Raw genomic sequence first — 24,092 nt, forward strand, 5'->3', positions numbered from 1 at the left:
CCACCCTATAGTCAGGGACGGACACAGAACATCAGCCCAGAGTCGGCACAGACTGAAGCCCACGGGCGAGGAGGACCAGTACATGGACGGCGATTCCGCGGCCCGGAAGATCCGGATCGGACACGCCGAACGCGAGGACGTCATCGAGACGCTGCGCGTCGCCGCAGGTGACGGACGCCTGACGGTCGAAGAGCTCACGGAGCGCATGGAGAAGGCCGCGGACGCCAAGACCTATGCCGATCTCGACCTCCTCGTCGAGGACCTCCCCGTTCCGCCCCCGTCCAGTGCGCTGGGACGTGCCCCGGGCACGGTCGCGCGGACGGCCTCGGGCGCGGTGGTCCCGTCCCGGGACGCACCCGGATGGGAGCTCGGCCGACCGCTCGTGCTGCGCGCTGGCTGGGAGGACGAGCGCCGCCGAGGCCGCTGGGAGGTCCCGCCCTTCATCCGCGTCGAATCGACCGGTGCGACCGTCGAGCTGAGCTTCCTCGAGGTGGAGACAGCGCCGGAGATCATCAGCGTCGACGTCGCCGGGGCGATGGGCACCTGCCTCATCGTCGTGCCGGACGGCTGGGGCGTCGACATCGACGACGTCCGCGGCTCATGGGGCACCAGGAAGTCCCACGTGGACCAGGTGCCGCAGCCGGGCCTCCCCCTCGTCCGGGTGAGCGGCTCGCTGGGCATGAGCACGCTCACCGTGCGCTACGCCAACTGGTTCGACAAGCGCCGCCTGGAGAAGAGGTCCTGACTCATGGTCGGTGAGCCCTCGACAGTGGCGATCTTCATCATCACGGGAGCGTTCCTCGTCGCGGTGGTGGGCGGCGGCTGGCTGATCCTCCGACTGGTGCGGAACCCCGACGCCGCGATCGGCGCCCGGACGCGCAGGCGCTGGGAGGAGCACGAGGATCAGAGGCGCCTCGAGCTCGAACGCCGTAGGCTGGAGGAGGAGCGTCGGATCGGGGACCTCGATCGGCTCGACGAGGAGCGTGGACTCGACGGGGAGTCCGGGCGCGACGGAGGGAAGGACTGGACCGATGAGTGACAGGACCTACAGGATCGCGGTCATCCCCGGTGACGGGATCGGCACCGAGGTCATGCCAGAGGGCGTCCGTGCGCTCCACGCCGCCGCGGACGTCTACGGATTCGAACTCGATCTCATCGAGCTCGACTGGGCGAGCGCGGAGCACTGGAAGGCCCACGGCACGATGATGCCGGAGGACTGGGCGGAGCAGCTGGAGGCGGTCGATGCGATCTTCTTCGGCGCCGTCGGCTGGCCGGACGTCGTCCCGGACCATGTGAGCCTGTGGGGGTCGATCCTCCAGTTCCGACGGGTGTTCGACCAGTACGTGAACCTGCGGCCCGTGAAGCTGCTCAAGGGCGTGCGCAGCCCGCTGGCCGGGCGCGAGCCGGGCGAGGTCGACTTCTACGTCGTCCGCGAGAACACGGAGGGCGAGTACTCGTCCGTGGGCGGCCGCATGTTCGAGGGCACGGAGCGGGAGACCGTCATCCAGGAGACGATCATGACTCGCACCGGCATCGACCGGGTGCTGCGCTACGCGTTCGACCTGGCGGAGCGGCGCCCCGCGAAGAAGGTGACCTCCGCCACGAAGTCCAACGGCATCGCGATCACCATGCCGTACTGGGACGAGCGCGTCGCCGCGATGTCCGAGTCGTACCCGGACATCGACGTCGACCAGTTCCACATCGACATCCTCGCGGCGAACTTCGTCCTGCACCCGGACTGGTTCGACGTCGTCGTCGCCTCGAACCTGTTCGGCGACATCCTGTCCGACCTGGGACCCGCGTGCGTCGGGACGATCGGCATCGCACCCAGCGCGAACATCAATCCGGAGGGGACCCACCCGTCGCTCTTCGAACCCGTCCACGGATCGGCGCCCGACATCGCGGGCCAGGGCATCGCGAATCCGATCGGCCAGATCTGGTCGGCGGCGCTCATGCTGGATCACCTGGGCGAGGCGGAGGCCGCCGCGGCGATCGAGGAGGCCTTCGAGGCCGTCGTCGCCGCCGGTGACACGAGGATCGTCACCCCCGACCTGGGCGGGGCCGGCACCACTGCCGGCCTGGGCAGGGCCATCGCCGATGCGATCAACCACCCGGCCGTGGAGCGCGGCCGGGGCTGAGGGAGCTCAGCTGGTCCTCGACGAGGGACGGGCTGCTGGTGCGGACGGCTTGTCACGGGGCCGGACGGCTTGTCAGGGGCCGGACGGCTTGTCAGAGACAGCAACGCCTCCTGCCGGTATCGTCGTTCATGATCCGCATCACCGCGGGCGTGCGACGAGAGGAGTCGACCATGGGCATCGGAGACAAGGCGAAGGATCTGAGCGGCAAGGTCAAGGAGAGCGTGGGCGACGCCACGAACAACCCCGACCTCCAGCGCGAAGGGGCGAAGGATCGCACCGAGGCCGCAGTGAATGACGCCGCCGACAAGGCTCGCAAGGGCGTCGACGACCTCAAGGAGAACTCGAGCGGTCTGGGCGAGAAGATGGGCGGCGCCAAGGACGCGCTCAAGGACCGCTTCGGCAAGGACAACGACGCCGGGCGCTGAGCGCGCAGTCGTCTAGCGGCCGAAACGCCGGTTCCGTGCTCCAGACACCGCGCCAGAACACGGTGTCTGGAGCACGGAACCGGCGTTTCGCGACTCTCATGTCGACGCGACTCTCATGTCGACGCGACTCTCGTGTCGAGCAGCTCACCCGCGGATGAGCCCCGCTTCGCGCGCCTTCGCCACCGCGTCCGTCCGTGAGCGAGCTCCAAGCTTGTCGAAGATGTGGGCGAGGTGGGTCTTCACGGTCGATTCCGATACGAAGAGCCGCCCTGCGATCTGGGAGTTCGACAGGCCTCCTGCGACTGCTTCGACGACCTCCAGCTCCCGCACGCTCAGGCTGATCGCCGGCGTCCTCATCCGCTTCATGAGCATGGCGGTCACGTCGGGTGACAGCGCCGTCTCCCCCGCCGCCGCCCGGCGGATCCCGTCGAGCAGCTGATCCGGCGGGGTGTCCTTGAGCAGATAGCCCGCGGCTCCCGCCTCGATCGCCGTCACGACGTCCGCGTCACTGTCGTAGTTCGTGAGGACCAGCACGTTCGGCGCCGTTGGGCCGCCCGCACGGACCCTGCGGGTCGCCTCCGCTCCGTGTATGACGCCGTCACCGCTGCCCAGCTGGAGGTCCATGAGGACCAGGTCCGCCGGCACCTCTGCCGCGAGCCTGACGATCTCCTCCCCCGTGGCCGCTTCGCCGACCACGTCGATCCCCTCATCCGTCGAGAGCAGAGCCGTGATCCCCGCCCGCACAACGGGGTGGTCATCGCACACGAGCACGCGCACTGTCATCGCTGCCTCCTCCTCGTCACCCACGGCGCTCCCTGCCGCCCATGGTCTTCCCCACCACAATGGCCATCCCGGCCGCGCTCGACTCTCACTGCCTCGCCTCTCACTGCCACTCCACTCCCGTCATCGCTCGCCACTCGCCTCTTCATCCACGTCGAACACCGCGCGCACCGTGGTGCCCTCACCCGGACGCGAGTCAACGGTGAGCGCCCCGCCCACCGCCCGTGCCCGCGCGCGCATGACGTCGAGCCCGAACGAGTCCGACTCCCCCGACGGTCGCACCGCTGCCGGGTCGAATCCGCGTCCGTCATCAGCGATGTCGACCGCGATCCGCTGGTGCCCGTACGCGAGCGTCACGAGCACCCTGTCCGCATGCGCGTGGGTCACCGCATTGCCCAGCGCCCCCTGCACGATGCGCAGGATCGTCGTCTCGACCGGCCGGGGAAGCGCGCGAGCCGTGCCGCTCGTGCGGAACACGAACTCGGCTGCGCCTCCTGGTGCGTCGGCGGTGCCCGCGACCGAGGCCACTGTTCCGTCCGAAACCCCAGTCCCCTCCGAGGCCCCGGTCCCGGCCGATGGCTCCTGCCTCTCGATCACAGTGCCCGCTGTCGAGGCCTCGGAACCGGTCTCGCTCACAACACGGGCGAGCGCATCCGGCAGGGTCGCCGCGGCGAGCTTCGGTGAGTTCAGCGCGCGGATGAATGCACGTGTCTCCGTCAGTGCGGAAGCGGCCGACGACTTCGCGAGCGCGATCTCATGGAGTCCCGCAGCCTCGGCGCCCATGCGCCGCTCCGCCGCGCTCAGCAGCAGCTGGATGCTCGAGAGGTTCTGGGCGACGGTGTCGTGGAGCTCCGCGGCCATGCGGGTGCGCTCGGCCTCCACCCCTGCGGCGCGCTCCGTCTCTGCGAGCTGCGACTGCGCGGCCAGCAGGCGGGTCACGAGTCGTTCACGGGCACGGACCTCCCGGACGAGGGTGCGCACGCCCAGGCCGATCGCCACTGCCACCCCGGCGCCCACGAGCGGTCCGGTGACCCCGCCGACGGTGAGTCCCCGGTGATACGCGAGCCCCACGATCGCGACCACGGCGACGGCCGCCACGGACAGAGGCCCCCACCACCCGCGCAGCAGGTGGAGGCAGAGGAAGAAGAGGGGGAAGGCGAGGAAGGCCGCATCCGGGGCCAGCACGACCGTGCCGAGCCACAGGACGGCGAGCGTCGCCACCCACAGGTGCCGCAGCCGCGCCAGCCTCCTCGCCAGCACCGCGCCGGCCAGATAGACCGCTTCGAACGCCGCCACCAGCACGATCGCGGCCCCCGGGTGGATCGCATCTCCGGACAGCGCACGGACCACGACGAGGACGCCCAGACCGACGATGAGCGCGTGCAGTCCCCACTGCAGTGCGACCGCGACGGATGTCGACGTCAGAGTGGACGCGGACGGAGGTGCGGACGCCAACGTCGGAGCGGTCGCGCCGGTGACCGATGACGAGCGAGGGGCCGGGGACGTGCGGGACATGCTCCCCACGCTACTGCGCTGTGCCCGCAGCGGACACCGCTTCCACAGGTCCGGTGTCCGTATCCCCCGAAAGGACTAGTCGGGAGTAGTCCTCCCGGCCCCGGAGGACCGTCCGCCCGTCCGATGTGACAGCGCCCGCCGGCGAGAAGACTGGGGTCATCGGATGGGAACCGTCCGCAACCGCCCGCCCCTCATCACATCGGAGGCTGTCTTGTTCCTCGCTTGGCGCGACATGCGATTCGCCCGCGGCCGCTTCGCCCTCATCACCGGAGTCGTCCTGCTCATGACGCTCCTCATCGGACTGCTCTCCGGACTCACAGGTGGGCTCGCACAGCAGAACATCTCCGCGGTCCGCGCACTCGACGGAGAACGCGTCGTGCTGGCGGCGGAGACGTTCGACGAATCCGAGCTCACCGATGCGCAGGTCGAAGCGTGGAACGACTCGGACCTCGTGGAGAACGTCCGCGAGGTCGGGATCCTCCGCTTCACGATCGACGCCCCCGAAGCCGACTCGGGCAGCACCGAGGCGGCGGGCGCCGACGAGACCGGGACCTCGGCGCCGGGGATCTCCGCCGCGATGTTCGGCGGCGCAGCCGACTCCCCCGCCCGCGACGGCCAGGTGGCGCTGAGCCCGCAGGCCGCAGAGGACCTCGGCGTGGGCGACGCCGACCAGGTATCGGTTCTGGGCATCGACCTCGCGGTGGACGTGCTCGCCGAGGACCGCTGGTACGCGCACACCCCGGTCGCCTACGTGACGATGAGCGACTGGCAGGAGATGCAGACCCGCCTGGGGCGGGATGACGTGGCAGCGACCGCGCTGACACTCGACGTCTCCGACAACGCCTCCGAGGCCGGCGATGCCAGCGTTGACGACCAGCTCGAGGCGCTCGCCGAGGAGTCGTCGACGACCGTGAACAGCAACCTGTCGTCACTGCTGGCGATCGCATCGTTCCGTTCGGAGATCGGCTCGCTGCTCATGATGGTCGGCATGCTGTTCGGCATCTCCGCCCTGGTGGTGGGCGCGTTCTTCACCGTGTGGACCATGCAGCGCACGGGTGACGTCGCGGTCCTCAAGGCGCTGGGCGCTTCGACCCCGTCGCTCATGCGGGACGCCCTGGGGCAGTCGCTCGCAGTGCTGATCGCCGGAGTCGGAGGAGGGATCCTGCTGACGGCGGCCCTGGGCCTGGCCGTGAGCGGAGTCGTCCCGTTCGTCGTCGCCTGGTACACGACGCTCCTGCCGGCGGTGCTCCTCATCGCCCTGGGGCTCGTGGGCGCCGCGTTCGCGCTGCGCTCCGTCACGCAGGCCGACCCGCTCACCGCGCTGGGCTCCGCACGCTGACCCAGTTCCTCCGACACACCACTGCTCCACCACCCAACTCCACTGACACGCCACCTCCCGGAAGGACTCCTCTTGCTCTCGCTCTCCGACATCACCCTGACGTTCCCCGATGGCGACGGTCGCGTCACCGCAGTCGACCGTGCCGCTCTCGAGGTCGCCGACGGCACAGTCGCGGGCCTCACCGGGCCGTCCGGCTCGGGGAAGTCCAGCCTCCTCGCCGTCGCCTCGACGCTCGTGCGGCCCGATGCTGGCACCGTGCGGATCGCGGGCATCGACGCGACGGCGCTCTCCCAGAAGGAAGCGGCCCGCCTGCGGCGCGAGAAGATCGGCATCGTCTTCCAGCAGTCGAACCTGCTGCCGTCTCTCACTGCGCGCGAGCAGCTGCTCGTCATGGGCGAGATGGACGGCGCACGCAGCGGCCGCGCCGCCCGTCGTCGGGCTGCGGACGAGCTGCTCGACGTCGTCGGGCTGGGTGATCACAGGGACGCGCGTCCGGCAGCACTGTCCGGTGGGCAGCGTCAGCGGATCAACATCGCGCGCGCCCTCATGGGGGATCCGAACGTCCTCATCGTCGACGAACCCACCTCAGCGCTGGATCGTGCCCGCAGCGAGGAGATCATCGAACTCGTCATCGACCTCACCCGCGATCTGGACACGGCGACCCTGCTCGTCACCCACGACCTGCAGCTCATGCCTCGCTTCGATGCGACGTACGAGATGATCGACGGGCGCCTCGCACCCGTGGTCGAGGCGACTCACACAGTCGTGTGAGCTCCTCAGATCTCAGAACCCTCGGGCTTCTCCACGATCGGGCCGCGCTTCTTCTTCTCGGAGCGCACGGCGGCCGGCCACTCACCCTCGACGGAGTCAGATTCCGCTGCGGCGACCTCGTCCGGGGTGCCGCCCACGACCTCGGCGTCCTCGTCAGCGGACACGGGAGCGGATTCGCGCACCTCCACGACGGCGTGCGCTTCGCGCCCGAAGAGGTAGAGCAGGAGTTCGACCGGCATCCCGGTCACGGTGATCGTCGTCTTGTTGGTCCGACCAGCGCGGAACGAGTCGAAGCCCCGGGGCTGCAGGACGAGGTGGAGGCCCTGACGGATCGCGTACGAGAGCGCGAGCGCACGGACGAGCGGCAGCATGTCCTTCTGCACCTGCGTGCCGAGCTCCCGCGGGCGCCAGCCCGGCTGCGCCCGCCGCACGTCTTCGTGGTGGATGAGGAATTCGGCGGTGTTCATGAGCGAGTCGACGCCCACGCCCCACGAACTGGGGTTCCACGCCGTCGGTCCCTGCGCGATCTTGCCGACCAGCTCGATCCACGGGGTGTCCCGCAGCAGCTCGTCGACTCGTTCATGCCGCTTCGAGAAGAGCTTGAGGTGCTCACCGACGAGTGCGGGGAGGTCACGGTCGCGCATCACCAGGTGAACCGCGAGATCACGTGCATTCCAGCCCTCGCACAGAGTGGGCGCTCCAGGCCCCACCTTCCGCAGGAGAGATGCGAGCCTGAGTCGTTCTTCCCGTGCGAGCGATGTCATACCCTCAGCCTGCCCCAGGCGACCGCGCGTGTCGAGCACGGCCACGCCCCTTGCGCCAACGATCAGAGACGGGACATCTGATGTTCAGGTCCGGTGTGCCTCACGTGCGCCTCACACGCGGCCGGCGGCGCTCGCCCACGCGGAGAGGAAGTCGGCTGTCCGCGACAGGGAGCGCATGTCCGCGAGCTCGTCGCCGCGGGTCGGCCCGTCGGTGTCGATGACGATGAGCGCGCCGCGCTTCGCGGCCGCCCGGACGAACCGCAGCCCGCTCATGACGGCCAGGGACGACCCCAGCACGACGAGCGCATCGGCCTGCTCGACCATGCCCAGCGCGGTGTCCACGACTCCCCGATCGACCGTCTCCCCGAAGAACACGAGGTCGGGCTTGAGCAGTCCACCGCACACCGGGCAGTCGCGCACCCGGAAGCCGCGCGTCTCCTCGAGCTCCGCATCGCCGTCGGGCGCGACCTCGATCTCGCGCGGATCGACGTCCATCCGGTCGAGGAAGCCCGGGTTGAGGCGCGTCAGCTCGTCCTGCATCCACTGCCGGGAGTTCGTGCGGTCGCAGGAGAGGCACACGATGCGGTCGAGCCGACCGTGGAGCTCCACGACGTTCTGCACTCCGGCCAGCCGGTCGAGTCCGTCGACGTTCTGCGTGATGGTGCCCGCGAGCCCCAGGGCGGCGAGCGAGCGGTGGCCCGCGTTCGGCTCCGCCCACACGATCCGGTCCCAGCCCACCCAGCTGCGCGCCCAGTAGCGCGAGCGCTGGAGCGGTCCGGCGAGGAACGCCTGATAGGTCATCGGTGAGCGGGGCGCGGCGTCCGGGCCGCGATAGTCCGGGATGCCCGACGCGGTGCTCATCCCCGCACCGGCGAGCGCGACGGTCCGCTCGGCGCCCACAGCCAGCAGCCGCTCGATGATCTCCGCATCCGTGTGCGACGGAGCGGCGGGGCGCTCACGCCCCCGCAGAGGGTCCCGGATCACAGCCACCGCGTCCACCTCTCAGTCAAGAGCACCGCCTCACGTGCGAATACTGTCACGGATGCTCGCGGATCCAGTCGATCACGGACCCCGCCACCACGTCCGGCTCCTGCTCCGGCAGCCAGTGGGAGGCGCCGGGAATCTCCACGAAGCGGTAGTCGCCTGCGACGTACTGGCCGGTGAGCTCCGCCGCGCCGCGGGTGAATGCCAGGTCCTCGCTGCCCCACACGTAGAGGGTGGGAACGGTGACCGGCCCGTCCTCCGACCGCGCGCCCCCATACGCCAGGTAGTACGCGAGTGCGGCTCTCAGCACTCCGGGCTGGGAGAACCTGTCGATGTACGACTGGATCCGGTCCTCGACGAAGGCGCCGTCGTAGAGCGCGGCGAGCTTCGCGCCGCCGTCCGCGAGCATCCGCTCCTCGACCCCTGCGGGGTCCTTGCGGATCCGCCGCATGTAGTGCATCCGCTCATACTGGTCCGGGTCCTCCGCGATGCGGGTCGCGTGCGCGACCGGATGCGCCGTCGACACCGAGGTGAACGTGGCGAGCGCTTCCGGGTGCTGCGCCGCAAACGACCAGCCCAGCACGCCGCCCCAGTCGTGGCCCACCAGGTGGAAGCGATCGAGGCCCCATGCGCGGCGGAGCCCGTCGAGGTCGTCGAGGAGCCGGTCGAGGGCGTAGTCGGCGACGTCCTCGGGTCGCGCGCCCGGCGAGTACCCGCGCTGGTCGTAGGCGATGACGTCGATGCCGGCCGCGGCCAGCTGCCGCGCCGTGTCCTCCCAGCAGGCCGCGAACTGCGGCCACCCGTGGACCAGCACCGCGACGGGGCGGTCTGCCGCATCTCCCGTCGCCGGCACGCGGAAGCCGTCGAAGACCAGCCCGTCCAGGTCGGTCGTGAATGTCTCGCCGCCCAGTCGTGCGGCGATGGACTTGTTGTCGTACGGGCTGCCGACGTGCGTGTCCACACGTACCGCACCGTCTGTGTGATCTGCGTCTCCCATGGCTCCACAGTAGGCGGTAGCGTGGAGGTATGGCTCGCATCCTGCTCATCCATCATTCGCCGACGGAGTCCACGCGGGGCATCGCCGATGCCGCGCTGAGTGCTGCGCAGATCCCCGACCTCGCGGAGCTGGGCGACCTGGAGCTGGTCGAGGTCGCGGCTCTGGAGCCGGACATCGACCAGGTGCTGGCCGCCGACGCCTACGTCCTGGGCACCACCGCGAACTTCGGCTGCATCTCCGGCGCGCTCAAGCACTTCTTCGACACCGTCTACGACCATGTCCGCGAGCAGACGGCGGGTCGGCCGTTCTCGTACTGGATCCACGGCGGCTACGACACGACGGGGGCGGAGAAGGCGATGGAGGCGATCACCACCGGGATCGGGTGGAAGCTCTCCCACGACCCCGTCGTCTGGACCGGCGCGGTCGAGGACTCCCACCTCGAGCAGGTGCAGGAGATGACCGCGACGGTCATGGCATCAGCCCTGGAGTGACGCTCTCACTGGAGTGGCCTTCACGCTGGAATGGGCTTCGCGCTGCAGTGACCCTCACCGCAGCACGACGGTGCGCCCTCCCTGCATGATGACGCGGTGCTCGGCGTGCATCCTGACGGCGTCGGTCAATGCCGCGACCTCCGCGTCCTGGCCGTGCCGCTGCAGGTCCGCGGGACTGTAGGAGTGGTCGACGGGAGCGACCCGCTGCGTGATGATCGGCCCCTCGTCCAGGTCGCTGGTGACGTAGTGGGCGGTCGCCCCGACCATCTTGACGCCGCGCTCGAATGCCTGGTGGTAGGGCTTGGCGCCCTTGAAGCTGGGCAGGAAGGAGTGGTGGATGTTGATGCAGCGGCCGCTCAGCTCCTCCGTGAGCCCCTCCGACAGGACCTGCATGTAGCGGGCGAGCACCACGAGCTCCGCGCCGGTCTCCTCGACGATCTCCAGGAGGCGCCCCTCGGCCTGCGGCTTGGTGTCGCGGGTGACGGGCACGTGGTGGAACGGGACGCCGTGCCATTCCACGAGCGACCGGTGGTCCTCATGGTTCGAGACCACCGCGGCGATGTCCACGGGGAGATGACCGGACTGCGCCCGGTAGAGCAGGTCGCGCAGGCAGTGCACCCACTTCGACACCATGAGGACGACCGGCATGCGACGTGCGAGGGGCCACAGGCGAAGCGTCATCCCGAACTCATTCGCGATGACGTCCAGGTCTGCGCTCAGGGCGGATTCCGCATCGTGCCCCTCGCCTCCAGTCGGCGCGGCGGGCACCGTGAAGGTGAAGCGGGCGAAGAAGGTGCCGTGGACGGCGTCCTCGAAGGTCTTCGATTCCGTCACGTTGCATCCGTGCTCGCTCAGGACGCGGCTCACCCCTGCGACGATGCCGGGACGGTCATCGCAGTGGAGGGTGAGGACGTAGGAGCCAGTCGCCGCATCCGGGGAGACCGTGTCGTGGGAAGTCATGGGGACATTCAAGCATCCCGGGTCCTCTCGCTCATCAGGGCCTGGAGCCTTCTCGCCCGTCGGGGGCCGGTTCGCCCTTCAGCGGGGGCTGGACTAGACTGACTCCCGGCTTCCCACGCGGCGTCATCTTGCGAACTCCCCCAGGGCCGAAAGGCAGCAAGGGTAAGTGAGCTCTGGCGGGTGCGTGGGAAGTCCTTTACGTTCCGTTGAGGAGCCGTTCCGTTGAGGAGCCGTTCCAGCGAGGAGTCGATGATGACAGAAGCCACTCCGGGCACGTCCACGGATGCGTCCGTCCGCCTGCCCGCGGAGCAGATCCCCATCGGAGTCGTGCGGAAGATCGGGTCGCACACGGTGACAGAGGACGAGGTGCTCGCCTTCGGCCGCGACTGGGACCCCCAGTACTTCCACGTGGACGCGGCTGCGGCGGAGGAATCGGACTTCGGCGGTCTCATCGCCAGCGGCATCCACACTCTTGCCGTCTTCCAGCGGCTCAGTGTCGAGACGGTGCTCAGCGGCTTCGACATCATCGCGGGCAAGCAGCTGCGCTCCGTGCGGTTCCTGCGGCCCGTCCGGCCTGGCGACACACTCACCGGCTCGATGCGGGTGGAGGAGATGAGCCCGCCGAAGAACGGCCGAGCCGTCGGCGTCTCATCCGGAACACTCGTGAACCAGCACGGCAAGCAGGTCCTCGACGTCACGGTCGACTTCGTGGCCCGCGCCCAGGGCTGAGCGTCTCTTACCAGCGCTGAGCGTCTCTCACCAGGGCTGAACCTCCACGGCCAGCACTAAGCCTCGCTGACCAGCGCTGACCTTCGCGTTCAGCCCACCGGTCCGCACCGTCGGAATGCCCTCACCCGACCAGCTTCTCGCACCACGACTGGGCGAGCGCGCGCCACTGCGGCCTGAATGCATAGACGCCTACCAGTCGCAGTGCTGAGGCGCGCGTGTACGCCTCCAGGCGTGCTCCATCGGCCTCCAGCACCTCCGCCGCACGGTCGACAGCGGTCAGTGCGATATTCCGAGCCTGCTCCCCCAGCAGTCCCTGGTGATTGCGCAGTCGCATGTGGGCGATGAGGTTGCCGAGGTCCAATTCCGGCTCCGCGTACGCGAGCGTGTCGAAGTCGAGCAGTGACAGCGCGACGGTCTCCGGGTCGAACAGCATCTGTCCGTCGTGGAGGTCCCGGTGGCTGATGCCCAGTCCCCCGGTCCGCTTCCGCAGTGCTAACGCGACATCGTCCGCCGCCGCGAGGTAGTGCGTGCGCATCGACCGCCCCGCGCGGCTGTCGCACCAGCCCAGCGGGTCGTAGTCGGTGAGGTGGCGCGCCCAGGTCGCCACGACCTCGGCCTCGGCTCCTGCGTCGTGGACGTCAGCCTCCCCACCGGTCGACCGCACGAGGCGGGGCCAGTGCTCCAGCCAGGTCTCCCACATCACCTGCCAGGCAGTGAGGTCTGCGCGCACGGCCAGGTCCGCTACGGGCATTCCCGGGGCGGAGGAGAGGGTGAGAGAGTGCTGGTCGGTGGTCAGCACCTCGGGCGCGGCGAAGCCGGCCGCACGGGCCAGCCGACCGGCGGTCTCCGAGGCCTCCGCGACGCGCGCGACCTTCTTCGGCCGCAGGTGCTTCACGTAGACGACACCGCCGGGAGCATCGTCCGCGGTCTCGCGCACGACAGCGCGGCGGCCCGCGCGGTGGACGAGCAGCTCGCCGCCGGGTCGCAGGCCGGGCAGACGCTCGTCGGTCGCGTGCGGCAGGAGGCGGACGCCACCGTCGGCGGCACAGGTTCCGGCGCGCAGCCGGCCCGCCCCGTCACGGCCTTCGAACAGCTGGGCCCCGTCAGCGCTCGGCCAGGCACGGCCCACTGCGATGGTCCCATCGACGGTCTCCACCGAGTCCGGCAGAAGCGGTCGCGAGGTTCGGCGGGAGGCTCGGCGAGCGGCAGAGGCGGCTGCCGGTCGGGAGGCCGGCGTCGGTCGCGAGCCCTCACCCACGAGGTCCTCCGCACCCACGAGCTCAGCCGCGAGCGAGATCCGTCGCTCCACCTCGCCGACGTGATCCGGGGCAAGATCGCGCACGGGTTCGATGCAGCGCAGCAGCAGGTGGAGGGCGGTCCACACGTGGACATCGGACGGCGGGCTGCCGCCGGCGGACGCGTACGCGTCGAGGAACGGGTCGATCGTCGCGGCACGATCAGCGAGCAGCTCGACGGCCGCGAACGACCCCAGGTCGAAGCCGGGGGAACCCGCGCCCACGCGGTCGAAGTCGTTCAGGAGCACCTGATCGCCCGCAGGAGTCTGCTCGCCCGCGGGGATCTTGTCGTCAGCAGAGTCCCGGGCGTCCGCCAGCACCTTCTCCCCCACCAGTACCTGGTCCGTGGAGAAATCGCCGTGCAGGACGACCGTCGGGGCATCCGCGATCGAGCGCAGGACGGTGCGGGCCACGGCGTCGAAAGCGGTGATCAGCGCGGGGGCGAGCGAAACGATCGCATCGCGAGCACCTGCCACACGTGCTGCGGGGTCGACCTCGCACAGCGGGCCCGCACTCCCCAGGGCCAGGTCCACACGTCCGCGGTCCGCCGCATGCAGCGCGGCCAGCGCCTCCGCCGTCGCTGTGAGGAGGCGGGACGAGGCTGAACCTGCGCCGTCATCCCCACCCGCGCCGCCCTCCACACCAGTGCCACCGCCCACCCCACCCGCAGCCCCCAGCGCACGGGCCAGGTCTCCGCCGGGCATGACGGGGAAGATCTGGACTCCCGGAGCAGGTGCCGCGCACGGTTCGAGCACCGGCACCCCCTGCCCGGCGAGGTCCCGCAGGACCCGCACCACGGCCTCGTCAGCGGCATCGCCGTCGGGTGCGCTGACCTTGACGACGACCTCGCCCGCGGCCACGACCTCGCCGTCGACGCGCGGGGAGTCGACGATCTGCACGAGCCGCTTCCACGGGTTGTACGCCAGGACGTGGCCCCGCGGCGTCCCATCGCGGTGGACGAGCCCGCGGACCGCACGCAGGCGGCGCCGCAGCCGCAGGTCGACCCCGATGGGGCCCGACAGCAGCGTGCAGTCGGGATGACGCGGCACAGAGGTGTCGACGAGGCCGATGCCCGACCGCTTCGCGGCGCGCCGCAGCTTCGAGATCTTGTCCCGCGCCTCGGGGTCGAACAGCACCAGCCAGCGCGGCGGGCCCTGTTCAGCGGGGACCACACGTGCGAAGAGCGAGTACCCCGGCTTGTACCGCAAGTGCTCGAGCCGGACATCGTCCCCGAGGATCTGCGCGAGCTCGCCGCCGGCCTCACGCTCGACCGCGGTGTCGCGCACCCATTCCATCGGAGCGGTCATGCGGTGGTCCCCCTTCGTATGCGAGCGTCCGGTCATACGTGAGCCGACGATGGCAGGTGAGCCGACGCTGGCGCGTGAGTCATCGAGCGTGCGTGCCCCGCGGATCGGCTTCTCAGCCGTGCGCGGCTCGTCGACCTGCTGGTGTCCGTGCACGGCCCCTCACCCCCGCACATGGATGCGGTCGGCAGAGGTCCGCGCGCGGCGCGCCCCCGGCGGGTGCACCGGCAGCGGCGGAATCTGCTCCGCCGGGTGCCACGAGGGCTTGGGCGGGATGTACGGAAGCATGGTCGTCGGTTCTGCTGCCGAAGCCTCGAGCTCCACCGCCGAGGCCCCGGTCACCTGCCCCGGCACGCGCGCTCCCAGCGCGGATGCCTCTTCTCGCGACTCGCGATCGCCGGCGCGACCGCCGTTCGCCTCGCGACCGCCGTTCGCCTCGCGCTGGGACTCGACCCAGGCGGTGAAGCGCTCGTCCCCGTGCGCGAGCAGGTCGTGCGGTGCACCGTCGACGAGGATCCGTCCCTCCTCGATCCACACGACCCGGTCCACGTCGAGCGCGGTCGCCGCGTCGTGCGTGATGAACAGAGTGGTGCGCCCGCGGGTGAGGCTGTCCAACGCACCGCGCACAGCCTGGGCGGAGGACGGGTCGAGCCCGGTGGTCGCCTCGTCGAGGACCACGACGGGGGCATCGCGCAGGATGGCGCGTGCGATCGCGATCCGCTGGCGCTGGCCGCCGGACAGCGTGCCACCGCGTTCGCCCACGACGGTGTCGTACCCGTCGGGCATCCGGGTGATGAAGTCGTCCGCGGACGCCGCGCGCGCTGCGGCGACGATCTCCGCGTCATCCGCGTCGAGCCGGCCGAAGCGGATGTTGTCGCGGATCGTGCCGGAGAACAGCACGGTGTCCTGCGGGACGTACGCCATGTGCGAGCGCACGGATTCGAGAGTGAGGGTGCGCAGGTCCGTCCCGTCGAGCTCGACACGACCGTCGACGGGATCGAGCAGCCGCAGCGCCAGCATCGCGAGCGTCGACTTGCCCGCGCCGGACGGACCGACCACGGCGACCGACTGGCCGGCGGGGATCTCCAGGTCGAGCCCCCGCAGCACCTGCGGAGCGGCGGCCTCTGCCACGGATCCATCTGCGCCGCCGTCAGCGGAGTCGCCGTCACTGGAGTCGTCGGGGATGCCGTAGCCGGCGTGGACTCCGGTGAAGCGCAGGCGCCCCTCGGTCTGACCCAGTTCGCGGGAGCCCGGAGCGGAACGGATCTCGAGCGGCACGTCGAGCAGGTCGGCCACCCGTTCGCCCGATGCCGTCGCCCGTGCGATGCGGCCCGTGTACTTCGCGAGGTCGCGCAGCGGCTTCATCGCGGTCTTGAGGTAGGTGAGGAAGATGACCAGGTCGCCCGGCGTCATCGCACCCTGCGTGACGCGCCAGCCGCCCCCGGCGAGCACGAGCGCGGTCGCCACGCCGACGATGACATCGGTGCGGCGCTCCAGTCCGGCCGCCAGGCGCTTCGCCTGCACGCCCTCCTTGAGGGTCTTCGCGTTGGATCCGGCGAAGCGTCCGGAGACCTCGTCCTCGAGTCCGTAGGCGTGGACCACGTCGGATGCGCCCAGCGACTCCTGGGCGATGTCCGCGAGCTGGCCCTCGCCCCGCCGCGTCTTCCGCGCGGCCTGGGTGATCTTCCCCGTCGAACCGCGGGACAGCATCGCGTAGGACACGCATGCCAGCACGACCACGAGCGCGAGCAGCGGGTCGAGGATCGCCATGACGATGCCCATCGCGAGGAGCGTGATGATGTTCGCGAACAGCGGCAGTCCTGCCGTCACGGCGACGTCCTGGAGCTTGCCGACGTCGCCGACGAGCCGCTGGACGACATCACCGCGGCGCGACCGGCGCTGCCGGACGATCGACATCCGCTGGACATGGCTGAACACGCGGGCGCGCAGCTGCGTGGCGATGCGCGATCCGGCGAGCGCGAACGCGACCGTCGCGAGGTAGTTGGTGAGCGCCCGCATCCCGATGATGACGATGACGGCGGCACCGCACGCCAGGAGCAGACCCGTGGTCGCCTCGGCGGCCCCCTCGAGGTCCGCGCCGAGCTGCGCGGAGACCGCATCGACGACGAACTTCACCGGCCAGGGCTCCAGCACGCGGAAGATGACCTCGAAGAGGAGTGCGACGACGCCGCCTGACATGAGGCCACGGTGACCGCGCACGTGCGGCGACACGATGCCGAGCGTGCGGCGCAGCGCGTGACTGTCGACGCGGCCTGTCGATCCCTTGCTGGTCATGCCGGCACCCGTGCTGTGTTCGGAGGCTCCAGGACCCCGATCTCCACGCCCTCGAGGACTGCGTCCACGACGCGGTTCCAGTCGTGGCGCTCGACAGCCAGTCGGCGAGCGCGGCGGGACATATCCTGACGCGTCGGCCGGTCCGCGGTCAGCGTGTCGAGGACACTGCCGAGCGCCCCTGCGTCCGACGGTGGGACCAGGATCCCCGCACCGGTGCCGTCGAGCACCTGCGGGATCTGTCCGATCGCGGATGCGACGACCGGCAGCCCCACGGCGAGGTACTCGTAGACCTTGAGCGGGGAGAAGTAGGAGTCCGAGGCAGCCGCCAGCGGGTACGGCGCAACCGCGACGTCACTGTCCGCGAGCAGATCCGGGACCTGCTCCGGGGTGACGGCGCCCGTGAACTCGACTCGGCCCGCTGTGTGCGCGGGCAGCTGCGCCACGCGGGCGCGCAGCTCCTCGCCCTGCGGGCCGTCGCCGACGATGCGCAGCCGCCAGTCGCCGGACGATTCCGCGAGCGCGTCCAGCAGCACATCGGTCCCGTGCCACGGCTTGAGGGTGCCGACGAACACGACACGCACGGGTGCGGTCGCCGATGCTGTGGTCGCAGGTGCTGGAGCTGCTGCCGCCGCATTCCCGGCTTCCGCCCGCGGGCGCAGCCGGCGCGTGTTCACACCGTTCGGCGCGACGACGATCGACGAACCGCGCACGGCGTCGCCTGCCGTGCTCCGCACCCAGTCCGCGACGGGCTCGGACACGCACGCGAGGCGGGTCGCAGCCGAAGCCTGGATGCGCAGTGCAGTGAGTGCCGCGTCGCCGTCGACGAGCTCGCGGTGCTCCCGCTGCTCGTCGATGAGCGGAGCGTTGACCTCGAGGACGCCGGGAACGCCTTCAGCGGCGGCCCGCGCGAGCACGTCGGAGAAGAGCGAGTACCGCTCGTAGACGAGGTCCGTGCCATCGGCCAGCACGCGGTGCGCGATCTCCTGGGCCGCATCGGCCTGCGCACGCTCGCGCTCGGCGGTGGCGCCGGATCCCACCGGCACGTCCACGACACGGAGGTCGGCGAGGTCCGCGGGCGGTTCGGCCTTCCCCCGCCGGGCGGCGTAGACGGTGACGTCCGCGCCGCGGTCGCGCAGGACGCGCACGACCTCCTGGATGTGGACGGTGGCGCCCTTCGTGCCGAACACCGGGATCCCCGGATCGACGCACACGTACGCGACCCGCTTGCCCCGCAGATCCGGCACCGGGCCGGTCACGGGCGCATCCGCCGAGGCCGAGGCTGGGGTGGCTGCCGACGCTGCGGACTCTGCCGACGCTGCGGTCTTAGCCGGACTCGCCTGTTCCCGCGCGCGGAGGCTCGCGGTGTCGGCGGCCGTCAGGGCATCTGTGGGCGCATCGTCCTCGAGCCTCATGAGGGTGCGTCCCTGTCGTGCCGAGTCGAAGCGCGCCTCGATGAGCGCCCTCGCTCGGCGGGCGATCTCCACCCGGTCGAAAGCAGGATCCGCCAGGCGGGTGAGGGCGCGGACGAGTCCGTCGAGGTCGCCGGGTGCGTGGAGCAGCCCCGTGTCCTCATCGCGCACGGCTTCGGGGATGCCCGTGACGGTGGACGCGACGCAGGGGACGCCGATCGCCATCGCCTCGAGCAGGACGGTCGGCAGCCCGTCCGCGTTGCCATCGGCACCGACGACGCACGGCGAGGCGAAGACGTCCGCGTCCCGCAGCAGGTCGACGATCTCGGACTGCGTCATGGCACCCAGGAGGGTGACGATGTCGCCGACCCCGGCCTCGGCGATCCTCGCGGCGAGGTCCTCGCGCTGGTCGCCGTCGCCCGCGATCCGCACCCGGACGGCGATCCCCGCGTCCCGCAGACGGCCGGCGGCGGTGATGAGGTCTGCGAAGCCCTTCTTCTCGACGAGTCGACCGACTCCGACGATCTGCAAGGGTGTCCCCCGGTCGATGCGGCGGGGAGCTCGATAGGGGAAACGATCGAGCTCGAGGCCGTTGTAGACCAGGTGGACGCGGTCGGCCGCCTCCGGTGCGAGCCGGGCCAGATGCGCGAGGTTGTACGACGAGATCGTCACGGTGTGGTGCGCGCGTCGCAGGAGGAGACGGAGGCGGTCGGGGTCGACCGAGTCGTGGAAGAGATCCTTCGCATGGGTCGTGACGGAGAACGTCACGCCCGCCAGCAGCGCGGCGAGTTCCGCGGTCTGGCCCGCGAGGGAGCCGAAGTGGCCGTGGAGGTGCGTGATGCCGCGGCGATGCAGCTCGAGTGCGATCCACACGGCCTGGTGCACGTCGTCGGCGGGGTACTCGGTGAGTTCCGGCAGGAGCTCAGCCCAGCGCTGTGCGAATCCGGGCAGCTGCGCGGTGGCCTCGCCGATGATCTCCCAGCCCTCCGACATCTTCCGCGGGCGCGGCACGAAGTGGACCGGGGCCTTCACGCGGGCGAGCTCCGGGTGGAACCGCACGTCCGTCGTGGGGCGCAGCGCGAAGATGTCGAGCGAGTCCCCCGCTGCCTCCCGGGCGAGGATCTCCGTGACGATGAAGGTCTCCGAGAAGCGCGGGTAGACCTTGACGACGTAGGCGGTGCGCCGATCAGCTGCGGTGCGTCGTTCAGCTGCAGCGGGTCGTTCAGCCTGCATGGGCGGCCTCCATTCGGTCTCCGCCCTGAGCATGCGAGCCGGTGGCGGGTGCGGGCGTGGCTGCGAGTGCGGGTGCTGAGCGCGACGAGTCGAGGCGAGCTGTGACGGCGCGGGACAGGCTCCGCACCCGCGTCGACTCCCCCGTGGCGAGGCCGGCCGCGAACTCGACGACGCGGGCCAGGCCGTCGAGGCGCAGGGCACCTCGGGCGGTGATCTGGCGGTCTCGTACGGTGCTGTCATCGGCCACTGCGGAGGCGATCCACTCTCCGATCGTCTCGGGGGTCAGACGTGCGGGGGTGCACCAGTCCAGGGAGCCCTGCGTCCCCAGTCCGCGCGCCCTGATGAGCTGCTCCGTGCGGGGCTCCACCCGCGGGCAGACGAGCATGGGAGTGTCGGTGGCCAGCGCCTCGGTCACGGTGTTGTATCCGCCCATCCCGATGAGGGCGTCCGCCGTGCGGATGCAGGCGAGCCCGTCCGGCACCGTCGTGACGACACGGGTGCGAGAGCCCGCGGCGACGGCGGCCGAATGGACCGCCATGCGATCGGCGGCCGGCATCTGCGGGCCGGTGACGAGGAGGTGCTCGACGCCGTCGGGCAGCGGCGCGGTCGCGGCGGCGCCGGCAAGTGCGGCCCCGTCGCCGCCGCCGCCGACCATGGTGACGACGAAGGGGTTCTGCGGCAGGTCGACGTCCGCCCGCGCAGGTCGATCCGCGGCGAGGAGTCCGGTGAAGCGGGTCTTGTGCACGAGCTGCGGCGGGATCTCACCGGTGGCGATCGTGTCGTGCACGGAGCGGTCGCCGTAGACCCACAGCTCGTCGTAGAGGTCGGCGACGCGGTCGACGCCCACGTGCTCCCACTCGCGCATCGCGGTGACCGGGTCGTCGAGCACCTCGCGCAGGCCCAGCACGATGCGCGCCTCCGGCTTCTGCGCGCGGAATTCAGTGAGCGGCTCGTCGAGCTCGCCGTCGGCACCGAACGGGTGGCGGTCGACGATGACGAGGTGCGGTCGGAAGGTCAGCAGGGCGCCCGTGATGACGGAGGAGCGCAGTCCTCGGACCCGCTGCGGTGCGACGTCGAGCTTGCGGGGGACGTAGGAGGAGAAGGCTCGGTGCCCATGGTCCCGGCGCGCGGTGCCGGTCGGAACGGCCTCGGTCGACGACCCTGCCCCCTTCCCCTTCGAGTCCTTCGTGATGCCGGGGACCAGGAGCCAGTCCCAGCCGTCGGGCAGGGGAAACTGGGCGGCATCGCTCGCGCCGGAGATGATGAGGCCGGACACCGGACGGCCGGTCGCCTCGGGCATGCCGGCGGCCAGCGCCTCGGCGATCGCAAGATTGCGCCGCGTGTGCCCCAGGCCCACGGAATCGTGGGAATAGAGCACGACTCTCAGTGCATCAGCTCCCAGTGCATCCGCATGTGTCGTGTCGTGCATCGCAGCTCCTGTGGTTCGTCCGGCCGACGGTGACTTCCGCCGCCGGTGTGTGCGCTCCACGCTAGGAAGAGGGTGTGAGACACGTGTTAGACGATCATGAGTGTTCTCTTATAGAAGACCCGTGATGCACGAATCGTTCACCGGGAAGACTCATTCACCGGCGAGCTCACCGGCACGTTCACCGGGGAGTCCACCGGCGAGTTCACCGGGAAGCACTCCGGTGAAGCCGGCTCCGCCCTCCGGCGATGAGGCGCCGCTCGCGTCACCGAACACGCCCCGGCGGTCCTAGGCTGTTCCCATGCAGACGAGTCCCACACAGACGAGCACTGGAATCCTCCGATGAGCGGCGGTCTGGTCGCACTCCTCGACGACGTCGCCGCGATGGCTCGGCTGGCGGCGGCGAGTGTGGACGACATCGCCGCGGGCGCTGCGAAGGCGGGGGCAAAGGCCGCCGGCGTGGTCATCGACGATGCGGCCGTCACTCCGCAGTACGTGACCGGGGTGAAGCCGGCGCGCGAGCTCCCGATGATCTGGCGGATCACGAAGGGCTCGCTCCGGAACAAGCTCCTCATCATCGTGCCGATCCTGCTGGTGCTCAGCACGTTCCTGCCGCAGGTCCTCACGCCGCTGCTCATGCTGGGAGGCGCCTATCTGTCATACGAGGGCGCGCACAAGGTGTGGGAGAAGCTGCGGGGCAACCACGCGGAGCGGACCGAGGAGCCCACTCAGGTGAAGGGCAAGGAGGCCGAGGACACCGTCGTGCGCGGTGCGATCACCACCGACTTCATCCTCAGCTGCGAGATCATGGTCATCTCCCTCAATGAAGTCGCGGCCCAGACGCTGCTGACGCGCGCGATCATCCTCGTGGTCGTGGCGATCGGCATCACCGTGCTCGTCTACGGCGCGGTGGCGATCATCGTGAAGATGGACGACGTGGGCCTCGCGATGACGCAGCGTCCGCGCGCCGCGGCGCAGCGCGTGGGGCGCGCACTCGTGGCGGGAATGCCCCACGTGCTCGACGCCCTGGCGATCGTGGGGACCTTCGCCATGCTGTGGGTGGGCGGCCACATCGTTCTGGTCGGCATGTCCGACCTGGGCTTCTCCCTGCCGTACGACCTCGTCCACTCCCTCGAGGTCCCCGTCGCGGGGATCGCCGCGGTGGGCGGGCTCCTCGCGTGGCTGGTCAACACTCTGTGCTCGATGGTGCTGGGCTTCGTCGTGGGCTCACTGGTGCTCGGCGTCGTGAGTCTCACGCCATGGGGCAAGAAGGGGCACTGAGAGCGGGTGAGCCTGGGTGGGCTGTGCCTCACTGAGCACGGGCGGGCCCGAGTGAGCAGGAGCACTGAGCTCGAGTGAGCCGAGCCACTGAGACACGTATGCATGTTTGCTAATATGTAGGTCTCGGATGTTCGCCCTGCAGGAGGATGACGCTCGTGACCCACAGTCACTCGCATGACCACGGCGCCGCCCACAGCAATCGCACGCGCCTGGCCGTCGCCTTCGGGATCACCGTGGCCGTCCTCGTCGCGCAGGCGGTCGGTGCGGTGCTCACCGGGTCGCTCGCCCTGCTCGTCGACACCGCGCACATGCTCACCGATGCGGGCGGACTGCTCATGGCGCTCATCGCCGCGCAGCTCATGCTGCGTCCCGCATCGGCGAAGCACACGTGGGGCATGCGGCGCGCGGAGGTCCTCGCCGCCGCCCTGCAGTCCCTCCTCCTCCTGGCGGTCGGCACCTACGCGGTCATCGTCGCCGCCCAGCGCCTGTTCGACCCGCCCGAGGTCCCCGCCGGCAGCCTGCTGGTCTTCGGCATCATCGGGCTGGCCGGCAACATCGCGTCGCTCGTCGTCCTCCTGGGCGGGCGGAACTCCAACCTCAACCTCCGCGCGGCGTTCCTGGAGGTGCTCAACGATGCGCTCGGCTCTGTCGCGGTCATCGTGAGCGCGATCATCCTGGCGACGACGGGGTGGGCGCAGGTCGACACACTCGCGGGCCTCCTCATCGCCGCACTCATCGTCCCGCGCGCGTTCCTGATCCTCCGCAGCTCCGTGCGGATCCTCATGGAGGCGGTGCCGTCGGGGCTCGACCTCGAAGACGTGAGGGGCCACCTGCTCGAGAACACGCACGTGCAGGGCATCCACGACCTGCACGTGTCGCAGATCGGGACGGGCCTCCCCGTGCTGACGGCCCACGTCGAAGTCGATCCGGACTGCTTCACCGCCGGCCACACCGAGGCGATCCTCGAGGACCTGCGCGCATGCGTACGCGATCACTTCGAGGAGAGCATCGAACACACCACCTTCCAGCTGGAGCCTTCCGACTGCAGCGAAGACGAGCCCCTGCCCCACACGTAGCTCCCGGCAGGCCAAGGCGGGGCAGACCAAGGCCGGGCACGCAACGACCGGCAGGCCGCGGCCGATTGGCCGCCTGCGTGCTCCGGACTCCACTGTCCGCACCGGCGAACGACACACGCAGGCGGCGAATCGAGGGGACCGGGCCCCACACGCCCCTCGACCCTGTCGCACTGCGAGCCGGTCTGCTCCGCAGCGGAATAGTGCTCGCCGTCCACCCGTTCTGGAAGGTGGACATCGCTCTGCAACGAAAGGATCCGCACATGGCTGACGCAAGCACTCCTCTCACTGGGAAGAAGGTCGCTTTCCTCCTCACGCGCGGCGTCGAGCAGGTGGAGCTCACCAGCCCGCGCGCAGCATTGGACGAGGCAGGAGCGACGACTGCGATCGTGTCGCCGTCGAAGGACACGCTGCAGGCGATGGAGGGCGACTGGACCCACGCGGAGTCGTTCCCCGTGGATGTGCCGGTGGAGCAGGCGTCCGTCGCTGACTACGACGCTCTGGTCCTGCCCGGCGGCACGCTCAACGCCGACGCGCTGCGCACGAACGCGGAGGCCGTCGCGCTCGTGAAGGCCTTCTTCGACGCGGACAAGACCGTCGCGGCGATCTGCCACGCGCCCTGGATACTCGCCGAGGCCGGAGTCGCGAAGGATCGCCGCCTCACGTCGTTCACGTCGACGAAGGTCGACCTCGAGAACGCGGGGGCCCGCTGGGTGGACGAGGAGGTCGTCGTCGACGGCAACCTCATCACGTCCCGCAACCCCGGCGACCTCGACGCGTTCAACGCAGCGATCCGCGAGGCGCTGGCCTGAACGACGCCCCGACAGCGCTGCACGAGTTCGCACCGGCCACGAGGGAATGGTTCGAGGACACCTTCGACCGC

22 protein-coding genes and 1 other RNA gene are annotated in these 24,092 nt (G+C 70.3%); 12 read left to right on the top strand and 11 right to left on the bottom strand.

The annotated features are described in order from the left end of the window. Window positions 1–82 precede the first annotated feature (82 nt). The 4 genes from BSP109_RS00585 (at window position 83) to BSP109_RS17430 (ending at window position 2,563) form a co-directional block, all read left to right on the top strand. On the top strand, window positions 83–745 hold the full coding sequence (locus BSP109_RS00585; RefSeq protein WP_087006743.1) for a DUF1707 domain-containing protein: 663 nt from the start codon (window positions 83–85) through the stop codon (window positions 743–745). Between the two features lie 3 nt (window positions 746–748). Next, the gene (locus tag BSP109_RS00590; protein WP_101599037.1) at window positions 749–1,039 is read left to right on the top strand and encodes a hypothetical protein; all 291 of its coding nucleotides are present in this window, start codon (window positions 749–751) and stop codon (window positions 1,037–1,039) included. Further along, window positions 1,032–2,138: a tartrate dehydrogenase gene (locus BSP109_RS00595; RefSeq protein WP_101599038.1), complete on the top strand. Its 1,107-nt coding sequence runs from the start codon at window positions 1,032–1,034 to the stop codon at window positions 2,136–2,138. Before BSP109_RS00590 ends, BSP109_RS00595 begins: the two co-directional genes overlap by 8 nt. A gap of 128 nt (window positions 2,139–2,266) precedes the next feature. After that, window positions 2,267–2,563 carry a CsbD family protein gene (locus BSP109_RS17430; RefSeq protein ID WP_219618481.1) on the top strand — a complete coding sequence of 99 codons (297 nt, stop codon included), beginning with the start codon at window positions 2,267–2,269 and terminating at the stop codon, window positions 2,561–2,563. A 144-nt stretch (window positions 2,564–2,707) separates the two neighbouring features. Here BSP109_RS17430 and BSP109_RS00605 read toward each other — a convergent pair whose 3' ends face one another. Together BSP109_RS00605 and BSP109_RS00610 are read right to left on the bottom strand one after the other, a co-directional pair. After that, window positions 2,708–3,346: a response regulator transcription factor gene (locus BSP109_RS00605; RefSeq protein WP_087006814.1), complete on the bottom strand. Its 639-nt coding sequence runs from the start codon at window positions 3,344–3,346 to the stop codon at window positions 2,708–2,710. A gap of 120 nt (window positions 3,347–3,466) precedes the next feature. Then, window positions 3,467–4,858, bottom strand: coding sequence for a sensor histidine kinase (locus tag BSP109_RS00610; protein ID WP_101599039.1), 1,392 nt, complete (start codon window positions 4,856–4,858; stop codon window positions 3,467–3,469). 163 nt (window positions 4,859–5,021) lie between these two features. Here BSP109_RS00610 and BSP109_RS00615 point away from each other — a divergent pair, with 163 nt between their 5' ends. After that, window positions 5,022–6,197 carry an ABC transporter permease gene (locus tag BSP109_RS00615; RefSeq protein ID WP_257944496.1) on the top strand — a complete coding sequence of 392 codons (1,176 nt, stop codon included), beginning with the start codon at window positions 5,022–5,024 and terminating at the stop codon, window positions 6,195–6,197. Between the two features lie 72 nt (window positions 6,198–6,269). Continuing rightward, on the top strand, window positions 6,270–6,968 hold the full coding sequence (locus tag BSP109_RS00620; protein ID WP_101599040.1) for an ABC transporter ATP-binding protein: 699 nt from the start codon (window positions 6,270–6,272) through the stop codon (window positions 6,966–6,968). A gap of 5 nt (window positions 6,969–6,973) precedes the next feature. Here the strand turns inward: BSP109_RS00620 and BSP109_RS00625 are convergent, their stop codons facing one another. From BSP109_RS00625 to BSP109_RS00635, 3 genes are all read right to left on the bottom strand, one after another. Then, window positions 6,974–7,732, bottom strand: coding sequence for a TIGR03085 family metal-binding protein (locus BSP109_RS00625; RefSeq protein WP_101599041.1), 759 nt, complete (start codon window positions 7,730–7,732; stop codon window positions 6,974–6,976). 111 nt (window positions 7,733–7,843) lie between these two features. Then, window positions 7,844–8,722 (bottom strand): Sir2 family NAD-dependent protein deacetylase, encoded by an 879-nt coding sequence (locus BSP109_RS00630; RefSeq protein WP_101599139.1) that lies wholly within the window; start codon window positions 8,720–8,722, stop codon window positions 7,844–7,846. Window positions 8,723–8,768: 46 nt separating this feature from the next. Further along, window positions 8,769–9,713, bottom strand: a complete 945-nt coding sequence (locus BSP109_RS00635; protein WP_101599042.1) for an alpha/beta fold hydrolase — start codon at window positions 9,711–9,713, stop codon at window positions 8,769–8,771. 29 nt (window positions 9,714–9,742) lie between these two features. On the opposite strand from BSP109_RS00635, the gene BSP109_RS00640 reads away from it, so the two are divergent. Then, window positions 9,743–10,204 carry a flavodoxin family protein gene (locus BSP109_RS00640; protein ID WP_101599043.1) on the top strand — a complete coding sequence of 154 codons (462 nt, stop codon included), beginning with the start codon at window positions 9,743–9,745 and terminating at the stop codon, window positions 10,202–10,204. A gap of 54 nt (window positions 10,205–10,258) precedes the next feature. Here BSP109_RS00640 and purU read toward each other — a convergent pair whose 3' ends face one another. Next, entirely contained in the window at window positions 10,259–11,164 is a 906-nt protein-coding gene (purU, locus tag BSP109_RS00645) for a formyltetrahydrofolate deformylase (protein ID WP_101599044.1), read from the bottom strand. A 104-nt stretch (window positions 11,165–11,268) separates the two neighbouring features. On the opposite strand from purU, the gene ffs reads away from it, so the two are divergent. After that, window positions 11,269–11,364: signal recognition particle sRNA small type (gene ffs / locus BSP109_RS00650), an RNA gene on the top strand. Window positions 11,365–11,416: 52 nt separating this feature from the next. Beyond that, on the top strand, window positions 11,417–11,893 hold the full coding sequence (locus BSP109_RS00655; RefSeq protein WP_257944497.1) for a MaoC/PaaZ C-terminal domain-containing protein: 477 nt from the start codon (window positions 11,417–11,419) through the stop codon (window positions 11,891–11,893). A 121-nt stretch (window positions 11,894–12,014) separates the two neighbouring features. On the opposite strand, the gene BSP109_RS00660 is transcribed toward BSP109_RS00655, so the two are convergent. The 5 genes from BSP109_RS00660 to BSP109_RS17610 form a co-directional block, all read right to left on the bottom strand. Continuing rightward, a complete protein-coding gene (locus BSP109_RS00660; RefSeq protein WP_101599046.1) occupies window positions 12,015–14,648 on the bottom strand; it encodes a phosphotransferase in 2,634 nt (877 codons plus the stop codon). A gap of 6 nt (window positions 14,649–14,654) precedes the next feature. After that, window positions 14,655–16,787, bottom strand: a complete 2,133-nt coding sequence (locus BSP109_RS00665; protein ID WP_101599047.1) for an ABC transporter ATP-binding protein — start codon at window positions 16,785–16,787, stop codon at window positions 14,655–14,657. Beyond that, window positions 16,784–19,429 (bottom strand): glycosyltransferase, encoded by a 2,646-nt coding sequence (locus BSP109_RS00670; protein ID WP_101599048.1) that lies wholly within the window; start codon window positions 19,427–19,429, stop codon window positions 16,784–16,786. The genes BSP109_RS00665 and BSP109_RS00670 overlap by 4 nt, the downstream gene beginning before the upstream one ends. Next, window positions 19,419–20,858, bottom strand: coding sequence for a glycosyltransferase family protein (locus tag BSP109_RS00675; RefSeq protein WP_101599049.1), 1,440 nt, complete (start codon window positions 20,856–20,858; stop codon window positions 19,419–19,421). Before BSP109_RS00675 ends, BSP109_RS00670 begins: the two co-directional genes overlap by 11 nt. 150 nt (window positions 20,859–21,008) lie before the next feature. Next, window positions 21,009–21,131 carry a hypothetical protein gene (locus BSP109_RS17610; RefSeq protein ID WP_257944498.1) on the bottom strand — a complete coding sequence of 41 codons (123 nt, stop codon included), beginning with the start codon at window positions 21,129–21,131 and terminating at the stop codon, window positions 21,009–21,011. 66 nt (window positions 21,132–21,197) lie between these two features. On the opposite strand from BSP109_RS17610, the gene BSP109_RS00680 reads away from it, so the two are divergent. The 3 genes from BSP109_RS00680 (at window position 21,198) to BSP109_RS00690 (ending at window position 24,021) form a co-directional block, all read left to right on the top strand. Continuing rightward, window positions 21,198–22,136, top strand: a complete 939-nt coding sequence (locus BSP109_RS00680; protein WP_101599050.1) for a DUF808 domain-containing protein — start codon at window positions 21,198–21,200, stop codon at window positions 22,134–22,136. A gap of 146 nt (window positions 22,137–22,282) precedes the next feature. Further along, complete coding sequence (locus BSP109_RS00685; protein WP_101599051.1) at window positions 22,283–23,212, top strand: cation diffusion facilitator family transporter; 930 nt, start codon at window positions 22,283–22,285, stop codon at window positions 23,210–23,212. A gap of 260 nt (window positions 23,213–23,472) precedes the next feature. Further along, window positions 23,473–24,021 carry a type 1 glutamine amidotransferase domain-containing protein gene (locus tag BSP109_RS00690; RefSeq protein WP_087006788.1) on the top strand — a complete coding sequence of 183 codons (549 nt, stop codon included), beginning with the start codon at window positions 23,473–23,475 and terminating at the stop codon, window positions 24,019–24,021. Window positions 24,022–24,092: the final 71 nt, after the last annotated feature.

Source organism: Brevibacterium sp. Mu109, assembly GCF_900169375.1.
GTDB lineage: Bacteria > Actinomycetota > Actinomycetes > Actinomycetales > Brevibacteriaceae > Brevibacterium > Brevibacterium yomogidense_A.

What these genes read in the sequence shown, in the direction of transcription:
- BSP109_RS17430 (WP_219618481.1), top strand. Translation starts at nt 2,267, where the DNA reads ATGATCCGCATCACCGCGGGCGTGCGACGAGAGGAGTCGACCATGGGC.
- BSP109_RS00675 (WP_101599049.1), bottom strand. Translation starts at nt 20,858, where the DNA reads ATGCACGACACGACACATGCGGATGCACTGGGAGCTGATGCACTGAGA.
- BSP109_RS00635 (WP_101599042.1), bottom strand. Translation starts at nt 9,713, where the DNA reads ATGGGAGACGCAGATCACACAGACGGTGCGGTACGTGTGGACACGCAC.
- purU (WP_101599044.1), bottom strand. Translation starts at nt 11,164, where the DNA reads ATGACTTCCCACGACACGGTCTCCCCGGATGCGGCGACTGGCTCCTAC.
- BSP109_RS00605 (WP_087006814.1), bottom strand. Translation starts at nt 3,346, where the DNA reads ATGACAGTGCGCGTGCTCGTGTGCGATGACCACCCCGTTGTGCGGGCG.
- BSP109_RS00685 (WP_101599051.1), top strand. Translation starts at nt 22,283, where the DNA reads ATGACGCTCGTGACCCACAGTCACTCGCATGACCACGGCGCCGCCCAC.
- BSP109_RS00615 (WP_257944496.1), top strand. Translation starts at nt 5,022, where the DNA reads ATGGGAACCGTCCGCAACCGCCCGCCCCTCATCACATCGGAGGCTGTC.
- BSP109_RS00595 (WP_101599038.1), top strand. Translation starts at nt 1,032, where the DNA reads ATGAGTGACAGGACCTACAGGATCGCGGTCATCCCCGGTGACGGGATC.
- BSP109_RS00665 (WP_101599047.1), bottom strand. Translation starts at nt 16,787, where the DNA reads ATGACCAGCAAGGGATCGACAGGCCGCGTCGACAGTCACGCGCTGCGC.
- BSP109_RS00585 (WP_087006743.1), top strand. Translation starts at nt 83, where the DNA reads ATGGACGGCGATTCCGCGGCCCGGAAGATCCGGATCGGACACGCCGAA.
- BSP109_RS00610 (WP_101599039.1), bottom strand. Translation starts at nt 4,858, where the DNA reads ATGTCCCGCACGTCCCCGGCCCCTCGCTCGTCATCGGTCACCGGCGCG.
- BSP109_RS00590 (WP_101599037.1), top strand. Translation starts at nt 749, where the DNA reads ATGGTCGGTGAGCCCTCGACAGTGGCGATCTTCATCATCACGGGAGCG.
- BSP109_RS00690 (WP_087006788.1), top strand. Translation starts at nt 23,473, where the DNA reads ATGGCTGACGCAAGCACTCCTCTCACTGGGAAGAAGGTCGCTTTCCTC.
- BSP109_RS00680 (WP_101599050.1), top strand. Translation starts at nt 21,198, where the DNA reads ATGAGCGGCGGTCTGGTCGCACTCCTCGACGACGTCGCCGCGATGGCT.
- BSP109_RS00670 (WP_101599048.1), bottom strand. Translation starts at nt 19,429, where the DNA reads ATGCAGGCTGAACGACCCGCTGCAGCTGAACGACGCACCGCAGCTGAT.
- BSP109_RS00625 (WP_101599041.1), bottom strand. Translation starts at nt 7,732, where the DNA reads ATGACATCGCTCGCACGGGAAGAACGACTCAGGCTCGCATCTCTCCTG.
- BSP109_RS00640 (WP_101599043.1), top strand. Translation starts at nt 9,743, where the DNA reads ATGGCTCGCATCCTGCTCATCCATCATTCGCCGACGGAGTCCACGCGG.
- BSP109_RS00655 (WP_257944497.1), top strand. Translation starts at nt 11,417, where the DNA reads ATGACAGAAGCCACTCCGGGCACGTCCACGGATGCGTCCGTCCGCCTG.